The organism is Pedobacter frigoris, from assembly GCF_005116445.1.
GTDB lineage: Bacteria > Bacteroidota > Bacteroidia > Sphingobacteriales > Sphingobacteriaceae > Pedobacter > Pedobacter frigoris.
Map to the genome: position 1 here is coordinate 24,571 of NZ_SWBQ01000009.1, position 24,115 is coordinate 48,685.

A 24,115-nucleotide genomic window follows, 5' to 3' on the forward strand; every position below is an offset into this window, starting at 1 on the left:
TTCATTTATTAAACCTGAAATTCATGAAACTTACATCCCTTTTGTTTTATGTTTCCTCATTTCTCGCGGGCATAAGCTGTTTTGATGCAGCCGCTCAGGATTTGGATAACATGGGTAAACAAAAACCATTTGCCATTAATGGCTCACTGGGTATTGGTTTGGGTACTTATAACGCCAATGGAATTCCCGACAGGCAACGGGCTTTTTCTTATATTCTTAATGGCGCACCCACATTATCTGTGTATGGTGTATCCTTTCCGTTTTCCGTGGTGGTAAGTGATCAGCAAAGAAGCTATACACAACCATTTAATCAATATGGAATTAGTCCGACGTATAAATGGGCTACTTTTCATGCGGGTTGGAGAAGCATAGAGTTTTCGCCTTTTACACTTGCGGGTCATACATTCCTGGGTGGAGGCGTAGAGCTGAATCCCGGCAAACTGAGGTTCGGATTTATTTATGGGAGATTCAATAAAGCGATAGAGGAAGAACCAATTCAATCTTCTGGTTTTGGACAACTGCCTGCTTACAAAAGAACTGGGTACAGCGCCAAATTAGGACTGGGTACAGAGAGAAACCATGTGGATCTGATATTTCTGAACGCTAAGGACGATGTAAATTCACTTAAAAATCCTACTCCGGCCGCAGGACTTAAGCCTGCTGAAAACCTGGTTTTGGGCTTGTCTACCAAGTTTACTTTCTTTAAGCGCTTTCTTTTTGATCTGGACGTATCTGGCAGCATTTATACCAATAATAAGCTATCGGACACAATAGATAACATCCAGCTGGAAAAAGTTGCCATCATCAGAAAGCTGGTCACATTGAATACTTCTACCCAGTTTCTTACTGCCGGGCAAACCAGTCTGGGCTACCAGGGTGGTACTTACAATGTATTGTTCAGGTACAGAAGGGTAGACCCGGATTATAAATCCATGGGTGCTTATTACTTTGAAACAGATGTTCAGAACTATACTGCAGAGGGTGGGGTGAGGCTATTGAAAGGGCAAATGCAGGTCAATGCCACCTTGGGATTGCAAAACGACAATATCCTGAAAGACAAATCCTATCGTTCTAACCGTAAGATTGGTTCCTTAAACCTTTCTTATAATAAGAGCGATTATGGTATTGATCTAAGGTACTCTAATTATGGAATTACCCAGGACAGGGGGTTAAACCCGATCATCGATACTTTTAGGGTGGCCAGAACCAATCATAATATCAATGCAATGCTTCGGTACAATATTCCGGGGCAGGTCGTCTCGCACGGGATCATATTGGTTGGAAATATTCAATCTGTGGTAGACCTGAACAGGTTTACTGCGTCGCAGAATAAATCAAACAGCAAAACGGCCAACCTATCCTATCAGTTGACTTTTGCACCCCGGGCTTTTGGAGTGAATACAAATTTCAACTATACAGTGGCAGATATTTCATTTGGCCGAACAGTTTTCTACGGCCCGTCAGTAGGATTAGACAAGCAGTTTGAAAAAGGTAAGTATGGTCTGAATGCTTCAATGAGTTACCAGCGACAGCAAAATAACGATAAGAATGCGGGAAGCATATTTAATGGTAACCTGAACGGCTCTTACCGCATTTCCAAAAGAGACGCTGCCAATGTTTCGCTGATGTATTTAAAGAGCAATTCAAAGGACATCACCCTGCCTTCTTTCAATGAGCTTAGGAGCAGTCTGAGCTTAACACATTCTTTTTAACCTATAAAAAATAAACTAATGAATAAGCTATTAACGGTTCCGGGAGCAAAGAAGGCACTTGTCATGTTGTTGATTACAATTGCCGGTATTCTTACAGGAGTCAATGTTTTTGGTCAATCTGTGAACAGCATCAATATTACTGTAAATATTGTGCCTCCATATTCTCCATATTATTCAGACTATTCTGGTGCCAATGCAGCTAAAGTTTTATTGATTGTTCAGAACCAGAGTGCGGTACAAAGAACGATCAAACTAACAGGACAGCTTCAAGGCGATAATGGGATAAAGATCACCACAAAATCTAGCTATGTACCCTTAAAACCCATTATTTTAAACCCAAACGAAACAAAACAACTGAGTGGGCTGGCATTGAAAGATATCTTCGATCTCAATACATTGAACGTTTACGGAGTAGATAAGGTGAAAATTGTACAGACTTCGCGTTTGCCGGAAGGTAATTATACCTTTTGTATTCAGGCTGTAGATTACAATACGAATCAGCTGCTTTCATTTAATGCACCATTGGGCTGTACATCGTTGAGTATCACTTATCCGGAAGCACCAGTGCTGATTGGTCCGCGGATCAATGAGGAGGTAAGAGAGACGAACCCGCAGAGCATGGTATTCAACTGGATGAATACGGGCGTGGTGCCTATGGGTACCCAATATGTATTGCAATTGGCTGAAATGCCGGACGTGCCGTCTGATCCCAACCAGATTTTAAATTCTGCATCTTTCCCATTGATCAATAAGAATGTAAATGGATTCGCTTATGTGCTTTCGCCTTCAGATCCGCCATTGAAATTCGGCAAGCTATATGCCTGGCGTATAAAAGCGGTCGACCCTACAGGCAAGACGGTCTTCAAAAACAATGGAGTAAGCCGGGCTTCTCAGTTCAGGTATGGCAGTGGCAAGGTATCGCCAATTTTCACATTAATCAAACCGAAGGCAAATGATGGGGTGGTGACATTGGATACACTTAGCTTTAACTGGAAGATTCTGAACAAGGCCCAGGTTTCGGGTAACAGAAAATATGAATTACGGATTAACCGGGTTAAAACCAAAGATGAAAAAGATGCGGAGGCTAAGGCTGCAGCAATTTCCAGGAAAAGTAGAACAAGGTTGGCGCCGGTGGTGATAGACAATAGTGTTGTTGTGGTAACTACAAGTGAAACGGTAAATTATAAAACGACACCAGAGCTGGTAGCCTACATCAAACCAGGGGAGAATTACGAATGGTATGTAAGGGATCAGGAAACCGGAGCTCAATCTGAGATACGCAACCTCACTATCATTAAAGACAACGATGTAAAGAACTTTATCCTTGCTATCAATGGAAAGATCAGGTATAATTATTACTCCAATTATGTATCGGCCCAGGCTAAAGTACTTGCGGCTGGAGGAAAAGAACCAATATTGACAGAAGCAGAAAAGGGTTTCGACCTTTCAAACAAAAGCTTGCAGATCATTAAGGTTCGTCTGCTAGCGAAGATGATTACCGACAAGGACTCTCTGGAGGTTGTGGAGAATGGCAAAAAAGTTAAGCATTACAACATTAAAAGGGTACCACAGGTAGTCAATAACCTGTCTGCCTATCCCGGCGCTTTTAATGTCAATAATGCGGTGGTAGTTGGGTTCGCAACGACTGACTCGCTCGGCAACTTCACAGCGAATGTGCCCATTAATGTCAGCCAGTATAAAGTAATAGATTCGGCGGCTTATGTTACCGGAACCGGAAATAATAAGCAGACCTATGCGATTGTGGAGGGACTTGTGGTGAAGATCAACGACGATCATTTTACTGATCCCAACTGGTTTATCGTGCCCAATCAGACACAGCAAAAGGTGGTGGTTAAAGAAGAGACGGTTAAGATCAGCAGTTATAAATTGAATGTTAAGTTTACGGAGAAATACCAGCGTAACTATAAGGGTAAGCTGTATCTGTTAAAACCTAAGGAAAAACTGGTGACCGGCGAAGTTGATAATCTGCTGGGACAGGTAAAAAAGACCACCTTCGTGAATCCGGCAATGTACAACGCAGTGATGAATGCAAATCGGAACATGGTAGGTTCCAGGGGAGTAAATCTTGTAGGGGCGAGTACTAAGGAATTTGTGTTTGATAATCTGGTCAATGAGAATGGATCAGCAGAGAATTATGTGGTGTATTTTGAACCTGATGATTCGCAGAATTCCCTTTACTTCGATTTGCAAAGGGTGGGACTGAACCTGCCTGCAAAAATTGGTTATACCAGGACTGTATTTAACAATCAAAATCTTCAAACGAGCGTAGATCTGGGGCCTAAGTTTTTGACCATGCGCATCTCGGGAAGGTATGTTTACGAATGGAAGGACAAGGGAAAAGCAGCGGTAAGTCAGCGATTGCCTCTGCCTGAAGGTACAGAACTGGTGTTGATGAAAGGCTATATCTCACAGAAAGACCTGTTGAAGGATGGAAGTATTTTGAATGAAGAGCAGTTCGTAGAACACGCTATTGTGGGTAAGAATGGTGCATTTAGTTTTAATATTGGCGTTAAGGACTACAATAACTTCAATAATGATTCCAAGCAAATGGTGATCATCGTTCGCAGTCCATATTTTAATTCAGAGCCAAAGAGTATTTCTTATAATCAGCAGGAGGATGTACAGGTTAATGAACTACTGGCGACAGTAAAACAATTTAAGTTGAGGACGCGGGTAGGCTATATTCAGGATAACAAAATAGTTGGGGTAAAGGATTTGAATGTTTACCTCTGCCGCAAAAAAGGAGCAGCACTGACCTCTGATTTTCCGACCAGTGATGGAGATCCACAGCGTAAGTCTTATTTCAAGACGGTATGGGAAAATCCAAAGACCAAAGAACAATATGAGATTCTTGACCAGGCAGCAACTACTGCTGACGGATATGTTTCTTTTACGAGGATGATCATGCCTAATTTGAAGGGCAAGGATAATGAATACTTTTTATGTGCGGAACCTACGAGTGCCAGCCAGTACAATTACATTACAGAGAATCCTTTTCCATTGAGTGGTAATACCAGGTTCTTTAATCTATTACAGATCTCAAATTCCGAGAGAAACTATTTCTCAGATAACCAGACCATTCCTAACATAGAATATGTTATGCCAGCTGCATTTGTAAGAGTGGCTCCCCAAAGACCGATCATCGATGGGGCTGTGTATCCGTATAGCAACACTTCTACTTCGGTGCTGTCTGGGGTAAATATAAAGCTTTACGACATGACAGGGGTCAATTATTCAGGTACGGGATTTTTCTCTATGCTTACTTATACCTCGAGTATAAAGAGCAGGGTTCCTGAGGACAGTACCGTCAATGGGAGTAATGGGCGCTTTTTTTTTGATACTTTTAAGTATGGTGTTACCTCCGGCTGGAAGTTGCTGAAACTTTCTAAGAAAGGTTTTATCAGCACTTATTTCCCTGTCAATACAGGTATTCCTTTGAAAAGCGGCGACAGGGCCAATCTCGCTAAGCTGTTTCTGGAACTGCCAAACGAGTTTGATGCTACTATTGAAAATGATATCGGCGAGCCTGTTGCAGCCAGAGTGATTGTCGGTGATGATTTTAGCTGGTCTGATAGTGAACGAATAGGAGGCAGGGTGACCCTAAACGGTCTGGTAGGAGGATATGAGTCCGTTCGCTTAAAAACGCCTAATGGGGAGGTAAAGCTGACCATCATCCCTAAGGATAAGGCCATTTATAAAACTACGGTTGTTACATTAAAAGATATCAGCAAATCCACTACCTCAGGAGGAAAACTTAAGGTGATGCGAAATATGCACAGCGTGGCGGTAACCTGTATAGACCATACCGGTAAGAAAATAGCTGCAAATGTATACCTGACCAATAAGTACATTACAGCCACACAAAAACCGATGGACCTGGGCTTTTTTGGAGGTAAATTTACCTTGCTGGAATTTGCTGCGGCAGGAACTCAGTTTGATTTGCAGGTCATTCCTGTCGACAACTATACGATTGCCAAAACTCAGGTTTATTCTGATATGAGCGGGACGGTATCTGTTACGGTAAGGGTAAATCCAGCCGGAAGGATAAAGGCCACGGCGTCAACGGTTGCCGATAACGGAAGTAAAAAATCTACAGGTATATTTAATGTTGCGGTATCGAATTATAATGATGACGAATACATTGTGGACAGGAGTGGCACAGGTGGATATATGATCAGCAGGTTGCCGCTGAATGATGGGGGTGCCGGTGGATTGATTACCATATTGTCGGCAGGGGTGTCTGGATATCTGGGCGATACGCAATGGACACAGGTGGTAGATCAAACTACCGCTTATGTGAATTTTACCTTCAAAAAACTTCCATCAGGCATCCAGGAAAACCTGTATAATTTCCCGGTATTGATCAGCTCGTACGAACCCGCGGGTAATGGAAATTACAACATTACCGGGCGACTGAATCCTAAGGGAAATGCCGATAAGAGTAGTCTGACGCCGGCGAATCAGTCCGATTGGCTTACTTTCTATAACGTATTGATCAAGCCCGGGCAGAGTGGTGGTCCGCAAACTATCTTATCAAAGGTATATTTCCGGGAGAATGAGCTGAAAGCACTTTTATATACAAATTATACTGTAAATATAGTAGATAACAGTGGATTGAGTCTGGACGCAGAGAATGGAGGAGCTAGCCTTAAAGGCTTCGTTCAACTGGATCCTGCGAGTCTGGCACAGGACCTGAAAACCTCAGCTTCTAATAGTCAGGGTGATGACAATAGCTTGTACCTGAATAAAGAAGAGACCAGCTATGCATCTAACTATTCATATGGTAATAACCCCTTAACAGATTACCTGCGGACTTTTTCTACATCAGCTTCTGATATCCTGACCAAGCCATTGATGGTATCTAACCGTCAGCGCAGGCAGCTGGATTTCAGGGTCGCAGATGATTTACAGCTCATTCCGCAGGAAAAGATATTATTTACCGATAAGGGCATGAAATTTAAAGGTATTGTCAATACCAAACTCGATAACATTAGTGCCAGTAAAAATAACATCAAAGCTGCGGCGACCTTTATTATTGACAACAGGGGCTATTCCTCCACTGATGAGCAGCCGGTTAATTTAATGCTGAACAATTGGAGATTGGAACTTGCCAAATGGACACTGAACAAAACAGGACTGAAAGTATCGGCCGGAGTACTGAATGCTCAGGGGCTGACCATACCATTTGAAAACCTGACCATTAGCTACGATAAAGTTGGCTTTGGGAAGTTTGATGTGACCAAGCTTAAATTGCTGAATTCCTTTGACGTGACGCTGAATAACAGCCAGACCATGACTAGCTTTGGTTTTGATAAAGGATACTCCAAAACTAAAGGGGCCTGGTCAGTGTCCATCCTGGCAAATTCCAATAATACTGCTTTGGCTTCATTAAAAGGCCTGCCGGACTTAGAACCGACAGATGAGATCAGGATCAGTAATATTAATTTGTATGATACCGGTGATCCCAATGACACCCGCATATTGCTGGTTCAGGACCAGGCTCCTGTAACCTTAAACAAGATTGCGAAATTTACACCTGGAACAGTATCCGGAGGTGTAGACTATGTGAGCTTTAAAGGAGCCCTTGATCTGGATGTGCCAAACCTTTCGGGCTTAAAAACCGAGTCGTATGAACTTGTATATAAACTGCTGGACGGCAAATTCAAGCACGATACAGCAGGAGTATTTAAGAATTTGAAGCTGGATGCAAATGGAATTGTGGTTACCTTCAGCGATCAGGGCCAACGTTTTTCTAACAATACCCTGGTTCTTAAAGGCACACTGAGGGATAAGGATAAACCAGATGCTTACAGCATCAATGTGGAATTGAATAAAACGAAAGACAATACCCGGCTATTTGTCCCCGTAGCACCCGGTACAAATCAAATAGTTTACCTGAACAGTAAGAGTAAGGATAGCTATCTAAATAAAGTCACAGGAGAAATGACAGTCACAGGGCAGACCTGGAACAACTTTGCGTTTGAAGGAGATCTGGTCACGCCGAAAGGCATCAGTGAAAAAGACAGTCATTTAAAATTCATAGTCAAGGGAGATCTTGTGGCAGACCAGTCGAAGATCGGTGTACAAAACATGGGTGCCGGTGGGGTATCCGGATTGAACCTAACTTACGACTTTAAAGAAAGTGCGCTGGTGGGCTCATGCCACCTGAGCCAGTCGACCGACTTTGCTGATCTGGAGACGGACATCGAAATGTATATCGGCGGTAGCAAATGGTATATTTTTACCAATGGGATTGCAAGGAATATTACCGGAGCTCCTATCAAAGAAGCGGGTATTGGCATGATGGTGGGGAATGCACAGCTAACGGCAGAGCAAAAAGCCTCACTCAAGACCCACTTCAAGAACGATGTGCCTGCCAGTTTTGAGCAGATCATCAATGAGGTAAGTGGCGTACTATTGATTACTTCTATTGATGTGCCGATTCCAATACTTCCTACATTCGACATAGACCTCGATCCTGTAGCACATTGCGAACTGAAGCATGGAATCTATGGGAACTTCTTCTTTGAATCTGTTTTTAGTACAAAACCTGAAGAGTTGTCGCTAACGATAGGAGGCCGGCTTGGAGGTTATGTGAAGGTAGGTGCGGGAGCAAGTATAGGTTTGGCCTGTGCGAGTGTCTCTTTACATGCAGACATTCATGCTGATGTAAACGGCACCCTTACACCATTGGCAAAGTCGGGACCCAAAATACAATTGGGACTCGCACTTACTTTCACACTGGAAGGCGAAGCCTATGTGGGGGCCGGTATTTGCAACAGCCGTTGTGAAACTCCTTGTGTAGACTTGTTTGTCGGAACAATTTGCAGCCCGATTCCGTGTGTTAAAGTGGGTATCAAAGAAGGGATAACTGTAGGGGTAGCAGCAGAAATGACAGAAAAGTCAATTAGTTTAAAATCTAAATAGAAGCATTTTAATAGAATATAGCGATGAGAAGCATTATTATTACTTTATTAATCCTTGTAGTAGCCATGAATGGCTTTGCTCAGAAAGATGCAAGTGTAGCATTTAGCGGCTATAAAGGGAACTATATCTATAACCTTTTTAAACCGGCCTCTCCTGAACATCCGGATGGTGATGTGGTGGGATTCAGGCTGGATAGAAAAGCTGTTACCGAACGTGACTGGCAAACTTTGCAGAAATTTAATACACCTCAGAGTTATGTGGAACTGTTGAATAACGTTTCCAAAGCCATTCCAAAGGTTTATGAATACAATCCTGCAACGGCATATAGCGTGGAAAGCATATGGCCAATATTTAAAAAAACGTTCAGTTATGATTCTTTGTCAGTTTACCTGACTCAGCAACACATGGCTGCGGCATTCAATATTTTGCTGATCGATAGCGGCATCAATAGAAATGTAGCTTATCAGTACCGGGTTATTCAAATCAAAAGAGACAATACGGAAGGCTTAAAATATACTACCGTAGCTGTGAATGGAAGTGAGGCGGTAAATGCCGCCAAGCCAAAAATAAAAAGCCGGCTGACACGTGGTGGTAATTTCAACATTACTTTTAAGGCGAAGGCAACGCAGCCCATTACAGAGGCACTGCTGATCCGGAGAGGGGAAGGCATGAAGTCGGAATTTAAAAGAATTGAAACATTTTACACCATAGAACAAACTGCGGATAGTATATTTTATACGTTGGTTGATGAAAATGTCAACGCTGAACAAGTGTATCAATATACGATCACACCAGTGACCAGATTTGGAGGGGGGGGTAAAGTAATTTCTGACACAGTGTCCGCAACCCTGATCAATAAGGATTTACTGCTTCCCCTCCAATTTACCGCCACAGCAGATTCTGTGACAGATCAGATTAACCTGAACTGGAAGTTCATGAGACCGGAACTGATTAGTGTGGTTAATGTTTTCAGGTCAGCAGAATATGAAGATGGCTATGAGAATATCGGTTCTTCGTCCAGCGGATTTTTTGTAGACAGAAGGTCAGTAACAGGAAGAAAATACTATTACTATCTGGTTATCAATGACAAGCTTGGACAACATTCACTTCGGAGTGCGAAGATTTATTCCCTGTTACATACTGCTAAAAGGCCATCTGCACCTATTTACGTGGAGGTGCAAAAGACAAATTCAGGTAATGTGATTTCATGGCAGGACTTTGAACAAAGCACCAGAGGATGGTATGTTTATAAAACCAATCAGCTTGAAGGTAAACTCGTTCTTAGTTCTGAGTTTATTTTTAAAGAGGAGAAAAAGAAAGACTACTCATTTACGGATACTACAAAAAATGGAGGAATAACGGGCTATGCTGTAGTTTCTGAAAGTTTAAGTAATGTACGTAGTGATTTTTTGCCGATTGTATATATAAAGCAAAAAGTTGGCATAATACCCGTAGCAGCCCCTACAATCGTAGACGCGGCGAAGGAAGGAAATAAGTATCATATTTTTTGGAGAGATGATGCTGCTACTGCAGATCTGATCACCGGATATAATGTTTACAGGAAAATTGATGATAAGGGTTTTGTAAAGATCAATAAAGTAGCGCTCGAGAATGCTAAATCAAGTCATACGGATTCAGTGGAAAGTAAAGGGTTTAAAATTATATACAAGATAGCAGCGCTGGACCAGTTGGGAAAGGAGAGTACAAGTGAGGAATATGTGGCGGCTTATGAATCGCAGGTTTACCCTCCGGTGTCTTTAAAAGCATTTTTATCGGGAGATAAAAAACTAATCAGGATCAATTGGCAGCCTTCTCAAAGCCGTGTATCTAAATATGAGGTTTATAGATTTACGAGGGGAAAAGAGCCGGTGAAAATAGCAGAAAATAGTGGTGAAAATGTGAGCTTCAACGATACTACGTTTGAAAGAGATGCCACCAATTACTATTATGTGATTGCAAAAGGACTTAATGGAAGTTTGTCTGTAAAATCAAACCAGGCCTTTGCGGGTGTTGTTAATTGATAAAAACTTCATTAGTCTGGTAAAAAGGGGATCTTTTTAAATCCCCTTTTTTAATAACTGCTTTATTATTCCAATCCCATTTTCTGCATGACTATGTCGCTTACTCCTGTCGATGAATAACCGCCATCGTGGAAAAGGTTTTGCATGGTAACCATTCTGGTGAGGTCTGAGAACAAGGTGATGCAGTAATCTGCACATGATTCGGCATCTGCATTACCAAGCGGCGCAATGGCATCTGCATAATCATAAAAATCTCCAAAACCTTTGATCCCAGTACCGGCAGTAGTTTTAGTAGGCGACTGTGATACGGTATTGATCCTTACTTTCTTTTCGAGTCCATAGTGATAACCAAAACTGCGGGCTATAGATTCAAGCATTGCTTTGATATCTGCCATATCTGTATAGAAAGGGTAGGTTCTTTGCGCTGCCATATAGGTCAGGGCTACAACACTTCCACCTTCACTTATGGCATCCAGCTTTTTAGCTGCAGCAAGCATCTTGTGGAACGACATGGCCGATACATCTATGCCTTTCATGAAGTAATCGTAGTTTGACTCTGTATAAGGTATCTTTTTACGGATGTTGACACTCATGCCTATTGAATGCAAAACAAAATCTATCTTGCCACCTAATATTTCCTGCGATTGGGTAAAAAGGTTTTCAAGCTCTTCCATGTTTGTTGCATCGGCAGGAACAATCTGAGAACCTGTCTTTTCTGCAAGAGCATTGATCTCTCCCATACGCATAGCGATAGGGGCGTTGGTCAACACAAATTCTGCGCCTTCTTCATGGGCTTTTTCTGCCACTTTCCAGGCAATTGAATTCTGATCTAATGCACCGGTAATGATACCGCGTTTACCTTTTAGTAAATTATACATATTTGTTGTTTTTGTTGTGCTTTTTTTATTTTATCAATTTAAGATAGCTATAAAAGCAATCAGGTACAAAATATCTGATGGAAAGAAAGTAAGATGAACAGACAATTTAGTTTAAGCCAAGCAGTTCCTGGGCATTTTTCATCGCTGAGGCACCTGGATCCTTGCCGCTAAGCATCTCAGCGATAGCGCCTATACGTTCATCAGATTTTAGCTTTCTGATTCCCGTAGTAGTCCGGTTGGTCTGTTCATTTTTGTAAACAAAATAATGTGAATCACCCTTGGCGGCAATTTGAGGAAGGTGAGTAATGCAGATGACCTGCATGTTCTTTTCAAGGTTGCCAATTACCTCACCTACACGTACTGCAGTTTCACCCGAGATGCCTGTATCAATCTCGTCAAAAATCAGGGTAGCCAATGAGGTATGTTTCGCCATAATAGATTTGATTGCCAGCATGAGTCTGGATAGCTCACCGCCCGAAGCAACTTTGCCGACAGGTGCGGGAGCCTGACCGCTATTCGCAGAAAATAACAGGGCGATCTGGTCTTTACCATCCTTATTCAGGTCTGGTAATAGGGTTTGTTCTATTTTAATGCGGGCGTTTGGCATGCCTGCCTGAACCAGTATTTCTCCAACTTGCTTTTCTGTGAGCACTATCGCTTTGCTGCGGTTTTTAGAAAGTAGATTTGCCTGTTCGTCCAGTACACCTTTGATCTGGCTAATTTCTTTTGATAGTTTCTCTATCTCTTCATCACTGTTTAACAAATCATTCAGGTTGTTGGAGAGCTGATCCTGAATACTTAAAAGTTCCTGAATATTATTTACCCTATGCTTTTGCTGCAAGCTGTAAATTAAATCAAGACGGGCGGTAATTTCTTCTATTCTGGCAGGATTAAATACAATTCCTTCTTCCAGTGCTACTGTTTCCTGAGCGATGTCTTTTAATTCTATGGAAACAGAGCGCATACGTTCCGCCAATACGGTGTAATCGGGATTAAATTTCTCTATACCCTGCAATTGTAAAATTGCTTCCTTTAAAACAGGGAGCACCGCCGTTTCCTGCTCACTTAGCAACTGATGACTGTTTAGCAGCCCTCTTTTTATATTTTCTGCATTATTGAGCATTTGGAGTTCTGTTTCCAGAAGTTCCTGTTCATCGGCTTTGAGTGCTGCAGCATCCAGTTCGTTAAATAAAAACTGTTCATAGTCCTGCTTGCTGCGTGCCTCAGTAGCCGAGTTCTGCAGCACAAGAAGTGTTTGCTGTTTCTTCTTAAAAGTCTTGTAAAGCTCGTGATACTGATGTAGTACAGGTTGATGATTAGCCAGCGTGTCTACTACCGACAACTGGAATCCAGCGTCATTTACTTCAAGCGTGGCATGCTGAGAATGTATGTCGATCAGTTTTTCTCCAACCTGCTTCATGATCGTCAGATTAACCGGGGTATCATTAATGAAAGCCCTGGATTTGCCATCGGTAGAAATCTCTCTTCTTAAAATACTTTCCTTATAGAAATCAATGTCGTTTTCTTCAAAGAAGGACTGAAGTGAATCATTCACTAAAAATAAGCCTTCAATAATACATTTCTTGTCCTGATTGAAAAAGTACCTGGTTTCTGCACGCTGGCCCAATATCAATGAAAGTGCCCCTAGCATGATGGATTTACCAGCACCAGTTTCGCCAGTGATGATGTTCAGACCCTTGTCGAGTTCCAGATCAACACTGTCTATCAAAGCGTAATTACGAATCGAAAGTTTTTGTAGCATATTACACTGCTAAATTAGGAAAACTTAAGCAATGGGTGTTAACAATCTTATAAACAAAAAAGGCAGAAGATGATACTTCTGCCTAAACCAAAAACTATTGTGGGGGTTCTCGATTTTACGGTTTCTCTATGTTGTGTAACATATACTCATGATAGGCATCGATATCTAATCCATTAATATTGGTCTTGCTATCTGTTTTAATACCTTTTTTCCGTTTCATCTTCTCTACTTCACTATCGAATTTCTTTTTTGCTTTCTTATATTCTTCGGACTCCCTGATTTCTTTCATGGCTTCAAATTCTTTTTTATATTCAGCACTACTGAGCCGCCTTTGCAAGCTTACTGTCGTGTTTTCCACCGCTCTTTTTCTGGCCTCCAAAAGATCTGATGTAACCGCTCTTTCAATTCCAGATACCGTAACAACATGATCAGATTTTGGAGTCATTTTATAACTATAACCCCTTACTTTTATAGTGTCATTACCTGGTTTGGTCATAATCACAATGTCGCCGTCCTTATCGGAATTTTGTTTCATTTTATAACTGTAAGTATAAGCCCCTGTTTTTGACGCAGCACTCGCAACTTTTCTGTAAGCTTCTGCCAGTTCTTTTGAACTTGACAGGGATCTTGCAGTTCCCGCCTTTATTGATTTATTTAATTCTACCCTGATCGAATTTAGTCGCTTTTGCTCTTCAGGGCTCATTTTTCCCTTTTGTTTGGAGTTTAAAATGGTATCAAACTTAAAGTTGTAACTGGATTCAAAATTTATAAGTGCTTTATCTAAATCTGCAGGAAGCGCTTTGAAAGTTGCATTCAGGTCATTGTCGGTGAATGTGTCTTTGATGACATCGATTCTTAAGCTGTCCGGCATTTCTTTTACAGAATTGTACTCCTTCTGGTTGCCCTGCGCATCTATAGTCACAATTTTAAACTTTCTTTTTTTCTTAGTCGTATCAGCCGGGACTTTTTCACCTGTGGCAGGTTTAATTTCAACGAGCTTTACCAAAGGTTTAGACTGTGTTGATTTAACCTCAAGAGTTGCATTTTTAGGCGGCTGGCTTTTTGTTGAAGCTGCAGTTGTTTTTTCCGGACTGATCCAGGCCAGTGAAATTACGGTGGCCATAGTCAGTGTGATCGCAAAGAATTTTTGCTTTGCATTCATGTAGTTCGTTTTCATATCTGTGATTCTTTTTATGCGTTGATACAAATGTTGGTTATTGCCCGTAGCTGCCATCGACAGGGTAGGCGTGGTTTTATCTTTAAGGATTTCTAATTTTAACAAAGCATGGGCATAGGTCAGAGGAGTGCCGGTAAACTTGAGTACCAGATCATCGCAGGCATGCTCTCTTTCAACACCGATGAGTTTACTGGTCAGCCAGATGAAAGGGTTGAAGAACAATAAAGTTTCAATTCCTGTTTTGATCAGGTTAAGCAAATAATCATTTCTGCGAATGTGCGAAAGCTCGTGTATCAATATTGCTTCAACTTGCTTGATGTCAAGCTGTGTGGCAAGAGCCACCGGAAACAATACCACAGGTTTCAAATAACCAATTACAAGGGGCACGTTTACTTTGTCTGATAAATAAAAGCTAATGTTTCGCCGAATGTTTAAGCGGTCGATCATACTGGAGAATACAACCTGCCATTCATTCGGTACGGCAATCCTTGCTGCTTGTTTTAGCCTCAAAACCTTCTTATAGCCTACGGTTAATATGAATAATTGTGAAAGCAAGCCTATTATATATATGCCCGATAGGTAGGGAAATATGTGTTCGGTGCTGTTCTTAATTTGCTGAGGGATGGTAAAAACTGATTCCGTGTAATTTCCCTCAACAAGGATTTGAGCGGTCATTGTCTGACTTTCTTCCGGCAATTTGAACACAGAAGAAAAGGTAATGCAAAATCCTACAAATATTAAACACAGTGTGCCGTAGGCCAGGTTATGCTTTACTCCTGCGTTTAGTTTGGGAAAAAGACTCAATAGCATCAGGAGTATTCCATAAATGATGGCTCCTTGCCATAATGAATGGAATATGCTCCATCCAATTGCTTTGATCAGGTTGTTTACTATTACCTCCATAACCTTATTTTTTCTCTAGTTCATCTAAATATTTTTTTATAGAATCAATCTCGTCTTTGCTCGCACTGTGGTTGCCAAGGGCCTGCATGACCAATCTGGCAGCAGAGCCGTTAAATACATTGTCTATCATTTTATTCACCAGTTGCTGCTGGGTTTTTTCCTGATTTACCGATGCTTTATAGATGTGTGTTTTTGCTGATGTGTCGCGAGACACCAGGCCCTTTTCATGCATGATCTGCATGAGCTTTAGGGTAGTAGTGTACCCGGCATCTTTACTTTTTTCTAAAATTTCGTGAACATCCCTTACCGTACATTCACCTTTTTCCCACAGGATCTGCAAGATCTCCAGTTCACTTTCGGTCGGCTTAATATATTCTCCTGTACTCATATTTGTTTATACGAATTGTTTCGTAATCAAATGTACGAATCTATTCGTATAAACAAAATGTTTTAACAAAATTTAACTGATTATTTTTTAAGTCCTTGCTTTGCAGTACTATTGAGCTGTTTTAAAGCTTCATACTTGTTGAGGTTTGCGGGGTCTATTTCCGCAAGGAGGTTATAAGCTTTAATGCTATCAGAAACATCTCCCGTAGGAATGGAGAATATATTTACCACTTCATCTGCCTTACTGGCAAAATAGAAGTTAGGGAAAATAGAACCTACCTTTTGCTTGTCCATCTGTTTCAAGCCAGAAAGTAGGGTGATCATTTTCTTTACACCGCGGGGAGCATTGTCCTGTAAACGATCCAGACCGTTAAAATGATAATCGTAGATAAAGGCGCGTAGTTCTTCAAAACCTTTATTCAACAGATTTTCGTTTAGCCAATACCTGTTTCTCAGGCCATCAAAAGCCTTCCATCCCTTATTGGCGGACGTCTGGGCATTGTTTACCACAGTGAGTGCCTTTTTGAAGTATGGGGTTCCTCCCAGACTACTAAAACTGTCTTTATCGAGTCCGATAATGGTATAAGCGTAGAATCCAAGCAAAGAACTGAGATTGGAAATGAAATTCTGGTCTGAGAAATCGAGTGACTGTCCTTCAGTATAGTTAAAATCGAAGTCTTTGTCGCTCAAATTCAGTAGTGTGCTGTTATATGCAGAGCCATAGACTGGTCTGCTGGATTGCAGTTGAGCTTCCGCCTTGTAGGCTGAGTTTCCGTCCCAGTCTGTTATGGTGATAACAAAATTACATTCGATACGCTCCTGAGGGGTGTAAGTCTCATTTGTCCACTTATTATTATTCAAAAAATCCCTTACGGCAGTTTGGAGTACCTCTATGTTCCGCTTGTCTATATTGGCAACCGTAGGAGCTTGAATTTGCACCCTGGAATTCAATTCCTGGGCTGTCGCGGCAGTTTGATAAAATGCAAAGGATATTAAGATAAATAAGTAGCGTTTCATGCTTTTAAACCAGCTTTAATATTTCAAGGCAAATGTCTTTTGCAACTTCGGTCTTTGACTTCATTTCAAAAACAGTTTTCTCAGATGCTTTATTAAATATAGTGATTTTATTGGTATCCTTCTTAAAGCCTGCGCCTTTATCGTTCAGGGAGTTCAGGACAATCAGATCGAGGTTCTTCTTAATCAGCTTACTTTTTGCATGCTCCTCTTCGTTTTCAGTTTCTAAGGCAAAGCCAATCAGCAGTTGATCAGCAGTTTTCAATTTACCCAAAGTAGCTAGGATATCTTCAGTTTTCTTCAGTTCCAGGCTAAACTGATTTTCAGTTTTCTTTATCTTCTGATCCGCGGTAACTACAGGTGTATAGTCCGCTACAGCAGCACTCATTACTGTAATTTGACTATGGGTAAACTCGCTTAAACAAGCTTTGAGCATGTCTGCAGCACTAACTACATCAATCCTGTTTACTGTTTGATGACTTTTTTCTGCAGTAGGCCCCGTAATCAATGTTACCTCTGCACCGAGTAAAGCGAATTGATCAGCAATAGCAAAACCCATTTTACCTGAAGAATGATTTCCAATGAAACGCACCGGATCTATTGCTTCGTAAGTAGGGCCAGCGGTGACCAGTACTTTTTTGCCAAGCAGGGGGAGGTCTTCTTTTATGGTTGATGATAAGAAGTCTACAATTTCTTCCGGTTCAGCCATCCTGCCTTCTCCGTAGAGACCGCTGGCCAGTTCGCCGCTTCCCGGAGGAATCAGGAGATTGCCGTAAGAAATTAGCTGTACTATATTTTGCTGGGTGCTTTCATGTTTCCACATATCCAGATCCATTGCCGGAGCAAAAAGGACAGAACATTTAGCTGAAAGGTATACTGCTGTCAATAAATTGTCGCACAGTCCTGTTGCCATTTTTGCTAAAGTATTGGCACTGGCCGGTGCAATTAGCATATAGTCGGCCCAAAGACCAAGTTCTACGTGGTTGCTCCATACTCCGGTTTCGGCTTCGAAGTATTGTGTATATACAGGATGTTTTGATAATGTTGCCAGCGTAAGTGGCGTAATGAAGTTGGCCGCATCGGCCGTGAGGATTACTTTGACGTTTGCGCCAGCCTTTACCAGTAGTCGTACCAGTGTTGCTGATTTGTATGCCGCAATGCTGCCGCAAACGCCTAAAATAATGTTTTTATCTTTTAGCATGGTTTTTAATGCATTAATGCAATTTAATCCCTATGCATACAATTATTGTTGCTCTTTAGCAGGATTTCTGTAATAAACTTTATCATTCAGGAACTCATCAATAGCAATCAAGGAAGGCTTAGGTAAGCGCTCATAGTGTTTGCTGATCTCAATTTGCTCTCTGTTTTCAAAGATCTCTTCCAGATTATCATTTGAAGAAGCAAACTCGGCTAATTTACCGTGCAATTCTTCTTTCATGTTGTTTGAAATCTGATTAGCCCTTTTTGAGATAATGACTAAAGACTCGTAAATGTTTTGAGTTTTACTATCTAAATCATTAACATTTCTGGTAACCGTTGTGTTCGGTATAGCGGGTTTATTAGTATTCATTATTTGTTGGGGGTTTTAATTGTAGTAGTATCTTTTTTACCTTCTTTATCTAACTGCGCTTTATATTTTTCATAGTCAGCTTTTCTTGCTGCTAAAACACTTTTAGCGTTGGCAATTCCTTTTTCACTATCTTTTCTTAATTCTTTAGACTCAGCAAGCAACTTGCTTTCCGGGTGACTTTCAGCAAACTCATCAGCATAACCAATGGCTTCGCTGTACCTGTCTTCCTGACGTTCCTCAATACTGTTTTTTGCATAAGCAAATTGCGACTTCACAATTAGCAAGTCCATCTCTTCAGCATATTTAATATCCGGGAAATCTATTTGAGCATTTTTAAGGGCTACAACGGCAGCTTTGTAGTTACTGATGTCATAACCACCAAGCTCATAGTACATTTTCGCATTTGAAAAAGCTTTGTCCTCCAGTTTAGCACGAAGCAGGCCAATGTATTTACTTGCCTCAGCAGCACGCTCACTTTTTGGATAAAAGTTGATGAATAACTGAAGTGCATCTATAGCTTTAACTGTGTTTTCCTGATCCAGGCTAGGTTTAGGAGATTCCAGGTAAAAACAATAAGCACCCATATACCTGCATTCTTCAGCATATCTGCTGGTTGGATAGGTATCTGCAAAGCTTTTAAACTGAAATCTTGCAGTAGTATAATCCCTCAGTTTAAACAGGGTCATTGCATAGTAATAGTTCAACTCCTCTGCTTCTGATCTTCCCCTGTATTTTTGTGAAAGATCCTCAAACAAGATTAAAGCCTTAGCATAATTTTTCTTGTTGTAGAGCTTTAATGCTTCGCTCATTTTCTTGCCGGTATCGTTGCTTAGTCTGAGCTTTTCAAACTGGCTTTTGCAACCCGCAATAGTAAGGGCAATGATGGTGAAACTTAATAATAAAACGTGTTTAATTTTAAACATTCTGCAAAGATAAGTTAATAATACGATACCGTCAATTAAAAATAATAGGACGCTAAGCTATGTAAAGGCATTCATCCTGTCAAGTGGTTAACATAATTTAACAAATCACATATTTTTTTGTACAATTCAATTTAATATATACATTTGCTGTGTACTAGTTAAGTAATACACTAAAACAGACTCAATATGATAGAAATATCTAATTTAACTTTTGGATACAGCAAGAACCAGCTGCTTTTCAAAGACCTTAACCTCCGGCTGTCCAAAGGCCATATCTATGGCTTGCTAGGGAAGAATGGAGCAGGAAAATCAACTTTATTAAGAAACATTGCCGGACTGTTGCATCCCCGGGAAGGCCACTGTAAAGTCAACGGATTGTCTGCTGACTCCCGCACACCGGCTTTTCTCCAGGAACTATTTTTCATTCCCGAGGAGCTCTATCTTCCTGATGTTACCGTCTCAGGATTTGTAAAAAGTACGGCACACTTTTATCCTAAGTTTGACGAAGCCGCATTTTACAAGGTGCTGTCCGATTTTGATGTTCCTGAAATCAGCAAAATTAAGCACCTTTCTTATGGTCAGCAGAAAAAGATCATGATCGCGTTCGGACTGGCCACCAATACTTCCTTATTGATCATGGACGAGCCTACCAATGGTCTGGATATTCCTTCTAAGGTACAATTCAGAAAAGCGATAGCAGCTGCGCTTAATGAAGATCGTTGTATCATCATTTCTACTCATCAGGTACGAGATCTCGATAGTCTGATTGACGTGGTGCTGGTGCTGGATCAGCAGGAGATCGTACTGTACAAAAGTATTGATGAGCTACAGGAAATGGCCATCAGTCGCGGCGAGGCCTCCGCAAAGTTGGATATGGAAGTGCTATTCAATTCCGCCATCAGCGGCCATAAATAGTTATTAAACGCATTAACAATAAGATGATGAACAATACATTTAATCTCAGTCGGTTTATAAAGCTTTTCAAAAGACATTCAATAGCCAATTACAAACCTTACCTCATGTTGTTGCTGATTTTGATAGGCGGACTTTCTATTGCGTTGGGCTATACTAGTATGAACGCAAACAGTTTCATTAGCATAGAACAGTATACTATGTTTCAGCTCTGCTTATTTGTGTCCGCGCCTATCTTTACAGCCGGTATTTTTGCCGAACTTGGCAGCCAAAGCAAATCAATCAGTTTTTTGATGCTTCCTGCTTCTAATCTGGAGAAATGGCTGGTAGCCTGGGTCTATTCTTTCGTAATTTTTCTTGTAGTATATATAGCGTGTTTTTATGTGGTCGATGCTGTAGTACTTCAGATCGCCAATGCATCTTTAAAGCAACCGCAAAAACTGGTCAATATTTTTGACCCTAAACATAGATTAATTAGTGATCTGGTAATATTTTCCTTATTGCATGCACTGTCTTTCTTTGGTGCCGTCTTTTTCAGGAAACATCAGATTCTGAAAATAGGATCACTATTGCTGGTCCTTTATTTTGGAATGATCTATGTAAATGCAGCTGTATTGACCGCTATGTTCAATACAGAAGTAAATGTAGGACAATTATTTAGTAGCGTTTCTTTCATCGATGGCAACGATTATTATCACATTAATGAATCTCCCATCATCAGTTCTGCATCGTCCTACATCTTTTTTATTGTAGCCGGTCTGATCTGGTCAGCTACTTATTACAGGTTGAAAGAAAAGGAGGTTTAAGATGGAGTTCAGAGAAAAAGAAGCGATATACCTGCAGATAGCGGCGTATGTCGGCGAACAGATTACCCTGGACAAATGGCCGGTTGAGGAGAAGATACCTTCAGTAAGAGATCTAGCTGTTGAGCTGCAGGTAAATCCAAATACGGTTGTCAGGGCCTATGAGTTTTTGCAGAATAGGTTTGTAATATCCAATAAAAGAGGAATAGGGTTTTTTGTGGAAACAGACGCCAAAAAGAAGATCCGGGAGTACAATAAGGAACGTTTTCTAAGTCAGGACCTGCCCGAGTTTTTCAAAAGCATATACCTGTTGGATATTGATATAGACAATATTGCTACCCTTTACAGGCAGTATGTGGGCGACAATTATCGATCAAAATAATTAAAGACATTTTAACATAACGAATATGAAATTAAGTACTATGTTATTTATTGCGGCATTCCTTTTATATATTGGAACTTTGGCCGCACATAATTTTTCGCTCAAAACAACTTACCTGAGTGGAAATCATAAAAAGCGTTTCAACGATCACCAGTTTAAGGCCCTTAGCGGGATAAGTGAACTATATGTCAAAACTGGAAATGCGCTGGATATACAGGTTGAGTACGGAGCGAAAGAAGGCATTTGGCTGGGCAACAGGATCAGAGATGATGTTAAAGTAGTCCAGAGCGGAGCATCATTGACTATCGACGTGGTCATGAATGAAAAGAACAAGGAATTTGGAAATAGTTCCAGTGAAATCGTGATCATACTAAATCATTTGAACAAGCTGCGCACCTTCGATTACCCCAGGTATGATAAGGCGATCAGCGATAGGGTAGGTGAAATTTACTTGAAAAATTTAAAAGAAAAGCAATTTGATATCGTACTTAGTGATCAGTTTAGAATGGTACTCGACAGCTGTCAATTCAGGTCTCTTAAAGCTGTGGTTGGTGATAAAGGCAGAAGTTCCACCTTGCAGATAATGAAGGAGAACAAGATAGATACTGCGACCTTTGATATTAGGGGAGGGAGTTTCCTGGAACTGAACAATGCCGAAATTGCCAGACTCAATTATAAACTTTCAGACAGCAGCAAGGTGTTTATGGTTGGTAAATCTATAAAAGCTCTTCAAAAGCAATTGTAGTACGTCTTTTTAAGGCTCTATTACGCTGTGCCTTTGCTTCCGCTTAAGAGTTTCTGCACACCTGCTTAAGGGTTGCTGCGATTGTAATCGCAGCAACCCTTAAGCAAATACGGCGCAAAGCTTTAGTTGAAACAGGTTTAGAGTATAGGCAGAACCAGTGATCTAGTCATAAAATATATCTTACCAGCTATTAGTTATATACAAAAGTTGTAAATTTCTCCCTTCAATATAGCTCAATAATAAAAACCAGGCTTGTCCCATGAATTCACGTAGCGCACTCATTTTATTTTTCCTGATATTTAATATAGGTGTTTCTAATGCACAGCAAATAATTTCAGGAAAAATAACTGATAGTGAAACCGGAAAAGCTGTAGTTGCCGCAAACATCTACATCAACAATACAACTATTCGTACGATCTCCGATAGCAATGGCTTATTTAAATTGGATAATATTCCCTAAGGTAAGCAAGATCTTGCCGTCAGTTTTATAGGATATGAAACTATATCATACTCGTTTTCCTCTATGCAATTGCCTTTGAAAGTCGGTTTTAAAATGAAACAAAAAAATCAGGAATTGAAGGAGATTACCATCAAAAGCGATTTTGTAAAGCTGGATATACGTGACCCCGAAGTTTTAAAAAAGTTTAGAAATGCGTTTTTGGGTGTTACTCCTTTCTCTGAGGAATGTATCATAAAAAATATTGATGACATACAATTGAGGCTCAATAAAAATACACAGGAAATGTTTGCTACCGCAAAAGGCGCTATTATAGTGATAAATAAAGCATTGGGATACATTATTGAATATGACCTGCAGCATTTCAGCATGTCGCCAGGGAAAAGATATTTTTATGGTAAGGCATTTTTTCAGGGTTTAAATGAGAAGGAACTATCAGATGAAGTATTAACGTTGAGGGAAAATGCTTATTATGGTTCCGTAACTCATTTTCTAAGGTCTGTTTACAATAATACTAATGAGATCGAAGGTTTTGAAATAAGAAGTATTGAAAGAAAAATAAACACCGAAAAACAACGGGCACTTGCTAGGCTCAATACACTAGATCAAGCTCAAAAGAGATCATTTTTAATTAACAAAACAATGAATCTATTTGGTGATTCATCTGATTATATCAGAAAACTTTTATTTGAGAGGGATTATCTTCCGGACGTGCTATCACCGAATTTGGTAAAAGCAGAAGCCATAAAAGGTGTTAATGAAAAAGGAGAGACCATATTCAAGTCGCCCGACACGTTGCTGGCAGTTATTCATAATAAGCCTTTGTTGCCTGTAATGCGTCGTTTCGTTAATCGGTCTGGTGCATTCAAATTGCTGATTACATCTGGAATTAGGTTTGTACCCAATAAAGAAATTGTACTTAACGCTAAAGTTAATGTTATTTCTAACGGACTTGGTTTAGATGGCTTTTTTTCCTTCGCTTATGGCATATCTACTATGTTGCCGGAAAATTATGAACCTTAGTTTAGGCGGGAATTTGTTGTTTTATAACTTGACTGCCAATATTTAAATAGGAAAGCAGTGTGAAGTTGTTGTTTTGGCCCCAAAAAATTCGAAAGGCTATATATACTATACTACAATAAGACCTTTATTCTCAAAACATCTTATCGCAGGGTTTAAATGTTTGAGTCATTTGAATGCCGAAGCTTTATTCCTGTCAATATCTTGTAGTATAGTAGAGGCTACTCAATAGCCTCTTTGGCTATAGCATCTGCTCACATGGTACATACATTGTACACACTTTATTCACAAAAAGGTACCTGTTTGTGTATTATTTGTGAATGATGTGTGTATAAAGTGTGAAGAAGTTATTTTGATGTGAAGCAGAAACCCTTTAGTCGTCTCGATGGTACCGGGAGATCTCTTGTTTGCGCTATCCAAGATCTCTTGTCGCTGTGTGCTGGCCGGATGACGAGGAGGCTGGGGATAACTGGAAGAGCAGGTGGGTAGCAATTTCGGGTT

The 24,115-nt window shown here is 40.6% G+C and carries 18 protein-coding genes; 9 read left to right on the top strand and 9 right to left on the bottom strand.

Annotated elements, in window-relative coordinates:
* The first annotated feature begins 23 nt into the window (after positions 1-23).
* The 3 genes from FA047_RS20020 to FA047_RS20030 are packed head-to-tail and all read left to right on the top strand — an operon-like array spanning position 24 to position 10,681.
* Positions 24-1,712 (top strand): hypothetical protein, encoded by a 1,689-nt coding sequence (locus FA047_RS20020; RefSeq protein WP_136837875.1) that lies wholly within the window; start codon positions 24-26, stop codon positions 1,710-1,712.
* A gap of 18 nt (positions 1,713-1,730) precedes the next feature.
* Positions 1,731-8,660 carry a hypothetical protein gene (locus tag FA047_RS20025; protein WP_136837876.1) on the top strand — a complete coding sequence of 2,310 codons (6,930 nt, stop codon included), beginning with the start codon at positions 1,731-1,733 and terminating at the stop codon, positions 8,658-8,660.
* 23 nt (positions 8,661-8,683) lie between these two features.
* Complete coding sequence (locus FA047_RS20030) at positions 8,684-10,681, top strand: fibronectin type III domain-containing protein (RefSeq protein ID WP_136837877.1); 1,998 nt, start codon at positions 8,684-8,686, stop codon at positions 10,679-10,681.
* Between the two features lie 65 nt (positions 10,682-10,746).
* Here the strand turns inward: FA047_RS20030 and FA047_RS20035 are convergent, their stop codons facing one another.
* The 8 genes from FA047_RS20035 to FA047_RS20070 form a co-directional block, all read right to left on the bottom strand.
* The gene (locus tag FA047_RS20035) at positions 10,747-11,559 is read right to left on the bottom strand and encodes an enoyl-ACP reductase FabI (RefSeq protein WP_136837878.1); all 813 of its coding nucleotides are present in this window, start codon (positions 11,557-11,559) and stop codon (positions 10,747-10,749) included.
* 106 nt (positions 11,560-11,665) lie between these two features.
* The gene (gene recN, locus FA047_RS20040) at positions 11,666-13,321 is read right to left on the bottom strand and encodes a DNA repair protein RecN (protein WP_136837879.1); all 1,656 of its coding nucleotides are present in this window, start codon (positions 13,319-13,321) and stop codon (positions 11,666-11,668) included.
* 115 nt (positions 13,322-13,436) lie between these two features.
* A complete protein-coding gene (locus tag FA047_RS20045; protein WP_136837880.1) occupies positions 13,437-15,401 on the bottom strand; it encodes a M56 family metallopeptidase in 1,965 nt (654 codons plus the stop codon).
* 4 nt (positions 15,402-15,405) lie between these two features.
* Positions 15,406-15,789: a BlaI/MecI/CopY family transcriptional regulator gene (locus FA047_RS20050; RefSeq protein ID WP_136837881.1), complete on the bottom strand. Its 384-nt coding sequence runs from the start codon at positions 15,787-15,789 to the stop codon at positions 15,406-15,408.
* An 80-nt stretch (positions 15,790-15,869) separates the two neighbouring features.
* Positions 15,870-16,805, bottom strand: a complete 936-nt coding sequence (porD, locus tag FA047_RS20055; protein WP_136837882.1) for a type IX secretion system protein PorD — start codon at positions 16,803-16,805, stop codon at positions 15,870-15,872.
* A 4-nt stretch (positions 16,806-16,809) separates the two neighbouring features.
* A complete protein-coding gene (gene coaBC / locus FA047_RS20060) occupies positions 16,810-18,003 on the bottom strand; it encodes a bifunctional phosphopantothenoylcysteine decarboxylase/phosphopantothenate--cysteine ligase CoaBC (RefSeq protein WP_136837883.1) in 1,194 nt (397 codons plus the stop codon).
* Between the two features lie 42 nt (positions 18,004-18,045).
* Positions 18,046-18,372, bottom strand: coding sequence for a DNA-directed RNA polymerase subunit omega (locus tag FA047_RS20065; protein ID WP_205943362.1), 327 nt, complete (start codon positions 18,370-18,372; stop codon positions 18,046-18,048).
* Entirely contained in the window at positions 18,372-19,295 is a 924-nt protein-coding gene (locus tag FA047_RS20070) for an outer membrane protein assembly factor BamD (RefSeq protein ID WP_136837885.1), read from the bottom strand. Before FA047_RS20070 ends, FA047_RS20065 begins: the two co-directional genes overlap by 1 nt.
* A gap of 186 nt (positions 19,296-19,481) precedes the next feature.
* On the opposite strand from FA047_RS20070, the gene FA047_RS20075 reads away from it, so the two are divergent.
* The 6 genes from FA047_RS20075 to FA047_RS20100 all read left to right on the top strand — a co-directional run bounded on the left by FA047_RS20075 (position 19,482) and on the right by FA047_RS20100 (position 23,617).
* Positions 19,482-20,210 (top strand): ABC transporter ATP-binding protein, encoded by a 729-nt coding sequence (locus FA047_RS20075; RefSeq protein ID WP_136837886.1) that lies wholly within the window; start codon positions 19,482-19,484, stop codon positions 20,208-20,210.
* 23 nt (positions 20,211-20,233) lie between these two features.
* Entirely contained in the window at positions 20,234-21,013 is a 780-nt protein-coding gene (locus FA047_RS20080) for a hypothetical protein (RefSeq protein ID WP_136837887.1), read from the top strand.
* 1 nt (position 21,014) lies between these two features.
* Entirely contained in the window at positions 21,015-21,392 is a 378-nt protein-coding gene (locus tag FA047_RS20085; protein ID WP_136837888.1) for a GntR family transcriptional regulator, read from the top strand.
* 25 nt (positions 21,393-21,417) lie between these two features.
* Positions 21,418-22,137, top strand: a complete 720-nt coding sequence (locus FA047_RS20090; RefSeq protein ID WP_136837889.1) for a hypothetical protein — start codon at positions 21,418-21,420, stop codon at positions 22,135-22,137.
* Between the two features lie 259 nt (positions 22,138-22,396).
* A complete protein-coding gene (locus FA047_RS20095) occupies positions 22,397-22,597 on the top strand; it encodes a carboxypeptidase-like regulatory domain-containing protein (RefSeq protein WP_136837890.1) in 201 nt (66 codons plus the stop codon).
* 93 nt (positions 22,598-22,690) lie between these two features.
* Positions 22,691-23,617 (top strand): hypothetical protein, encoded by a 927-nt coding sequence (locus FA047_RS20100; RefSeq protein ID WP_136837891.1) that lies wholly within the window; start codon positions 22,691-22,693, stop codon positions 23,615-23,617.
* Between the two features lie 282 nt (positions 23,618-23,899).
* On the opposite strand, the gene FA047_RS20710 is transcribed toward FA047_RS20100, so the two are convergent.
* Positions 23,900-24,115: hypothetical protein (locus FA047_RS20710; RefSeq protein ID WP_205943363.1), on the bottom strand; the 216-nt coding region annotated here is incomplete at its 5' end.

Bases quoted from the DNA above. Each gene is read 5' to 3' on its own strand.
- coaBC (WP_136837883.1), bottom strand. From the start codon at position 18,003: ATGCTAAAAGATAAAAACATTATTTTAGGCGTTTGCGGCAGCATTGCG.
- recN (WP_136837879.1), bottom strand. From the start codon at position 13,321: ATGCTACAAAAACTTTCGATTCGTAATTACGCTTTGATAGACAGTGTT.
- FA047_RS20045 (WP_136837880.1), bottom strand. From the start codon at position 15,401: ATGGAGGTAATAGTAAACAACCTGATCAAAGCAATTGGATGGAGCATA.
- FA047_RS20070 (WP_136837885.1), bottom strand. From the start codon at position 19,295: ATGTTTAAAATTAAACACGTTTTATTATTAAGTTTCACCATCATTGCC.
- porD (WP_136837882.1), bottom strand. From the start codon at position 16,805: ATGAAACGCTACTTATTTATCTTAATATCCTTTGCATTTTATCAAACT.
- FA047_RS20075 (WP_136837886.1), top strand. From the start codon at position 19,482: ATGATAGAAATATCTAATTTAACTTTTGGATACAGCAAGAACCAGCTG.
- FA047_RS20090 (WP_136837889.1), top strand. From the start codon at position 21,418: ATGAAATTAAGTACTATGTTATTTATTGCGGCATTCCTTTTATATATT.
- FA047_RS20020 (WP_136837875.1), top strand. From the start codon at position 24: ATGAAACTTACATCCCTTTTGTTTTATGTTTCCTCATTTCTCGCGGGC.
- FA047_RS20025 (WP_136837876.1), top strand. From the start codon at position 1,731: ATGAATAAGCTATTAACGGTTCCGGGAGCAAAGAAGGCACTTGTCATG.
- FA047_RS20035 (WP_136837878.1), bottom strand. From the start codon at position 11,559: ATGTATAATTTACTAAAAGGTAAACGCGGTATCATTACCGGTGCATTA.
- FA047_RS20095 (WP_136837890.1), top strand. From the start codon at position 22,397: ATGAATTCACGTAGCGCACTCATTTTATTTTTCCTGATATTTAATATA.
- FA047_RS20080 (WP_136837887.1), top strand. From the start codon at position 20,234: ATGATGAACAATACATTTAATCTCAGTCGGTTTATAAAGCTTTTCAAA.
- FA047_RS20085 (WP_136837888.1), top strand. From the start codon at position 21,015: ATGGAGTTCAGAGAAAAAGAAGCGATATACCTGCAGATAGCGGCGTAT.
- FA047_RS20100 (WP_136837891.1), top strand. From the start codon at position 22,691: ATGAAACAAAAAAATCAGGAATTGAAGGAGATTACCATCAAAAGCGAT.
- FA047_RS20050 (WP_136837881.1), bottom strand. From the start codon at position 15,789: ATGAGTACAGGAGAATATATTAAGCCGACCGAAAGTGAACTGGAGATC.
- FA047_RS20065 (WP_205943362.1), bottom strand. From the start codon at position 18,372: ATGAATACTAATAAACCCGCTATACCGAACACAACGGTTACCAGAAAT.
- FA047_RS20030 (WP_136837877.1), top strand. From the start codon at position 8,684: ATGAGAAGCATTATTATTACTTTATTAATCCTTGTAGTAGCCATGAAT.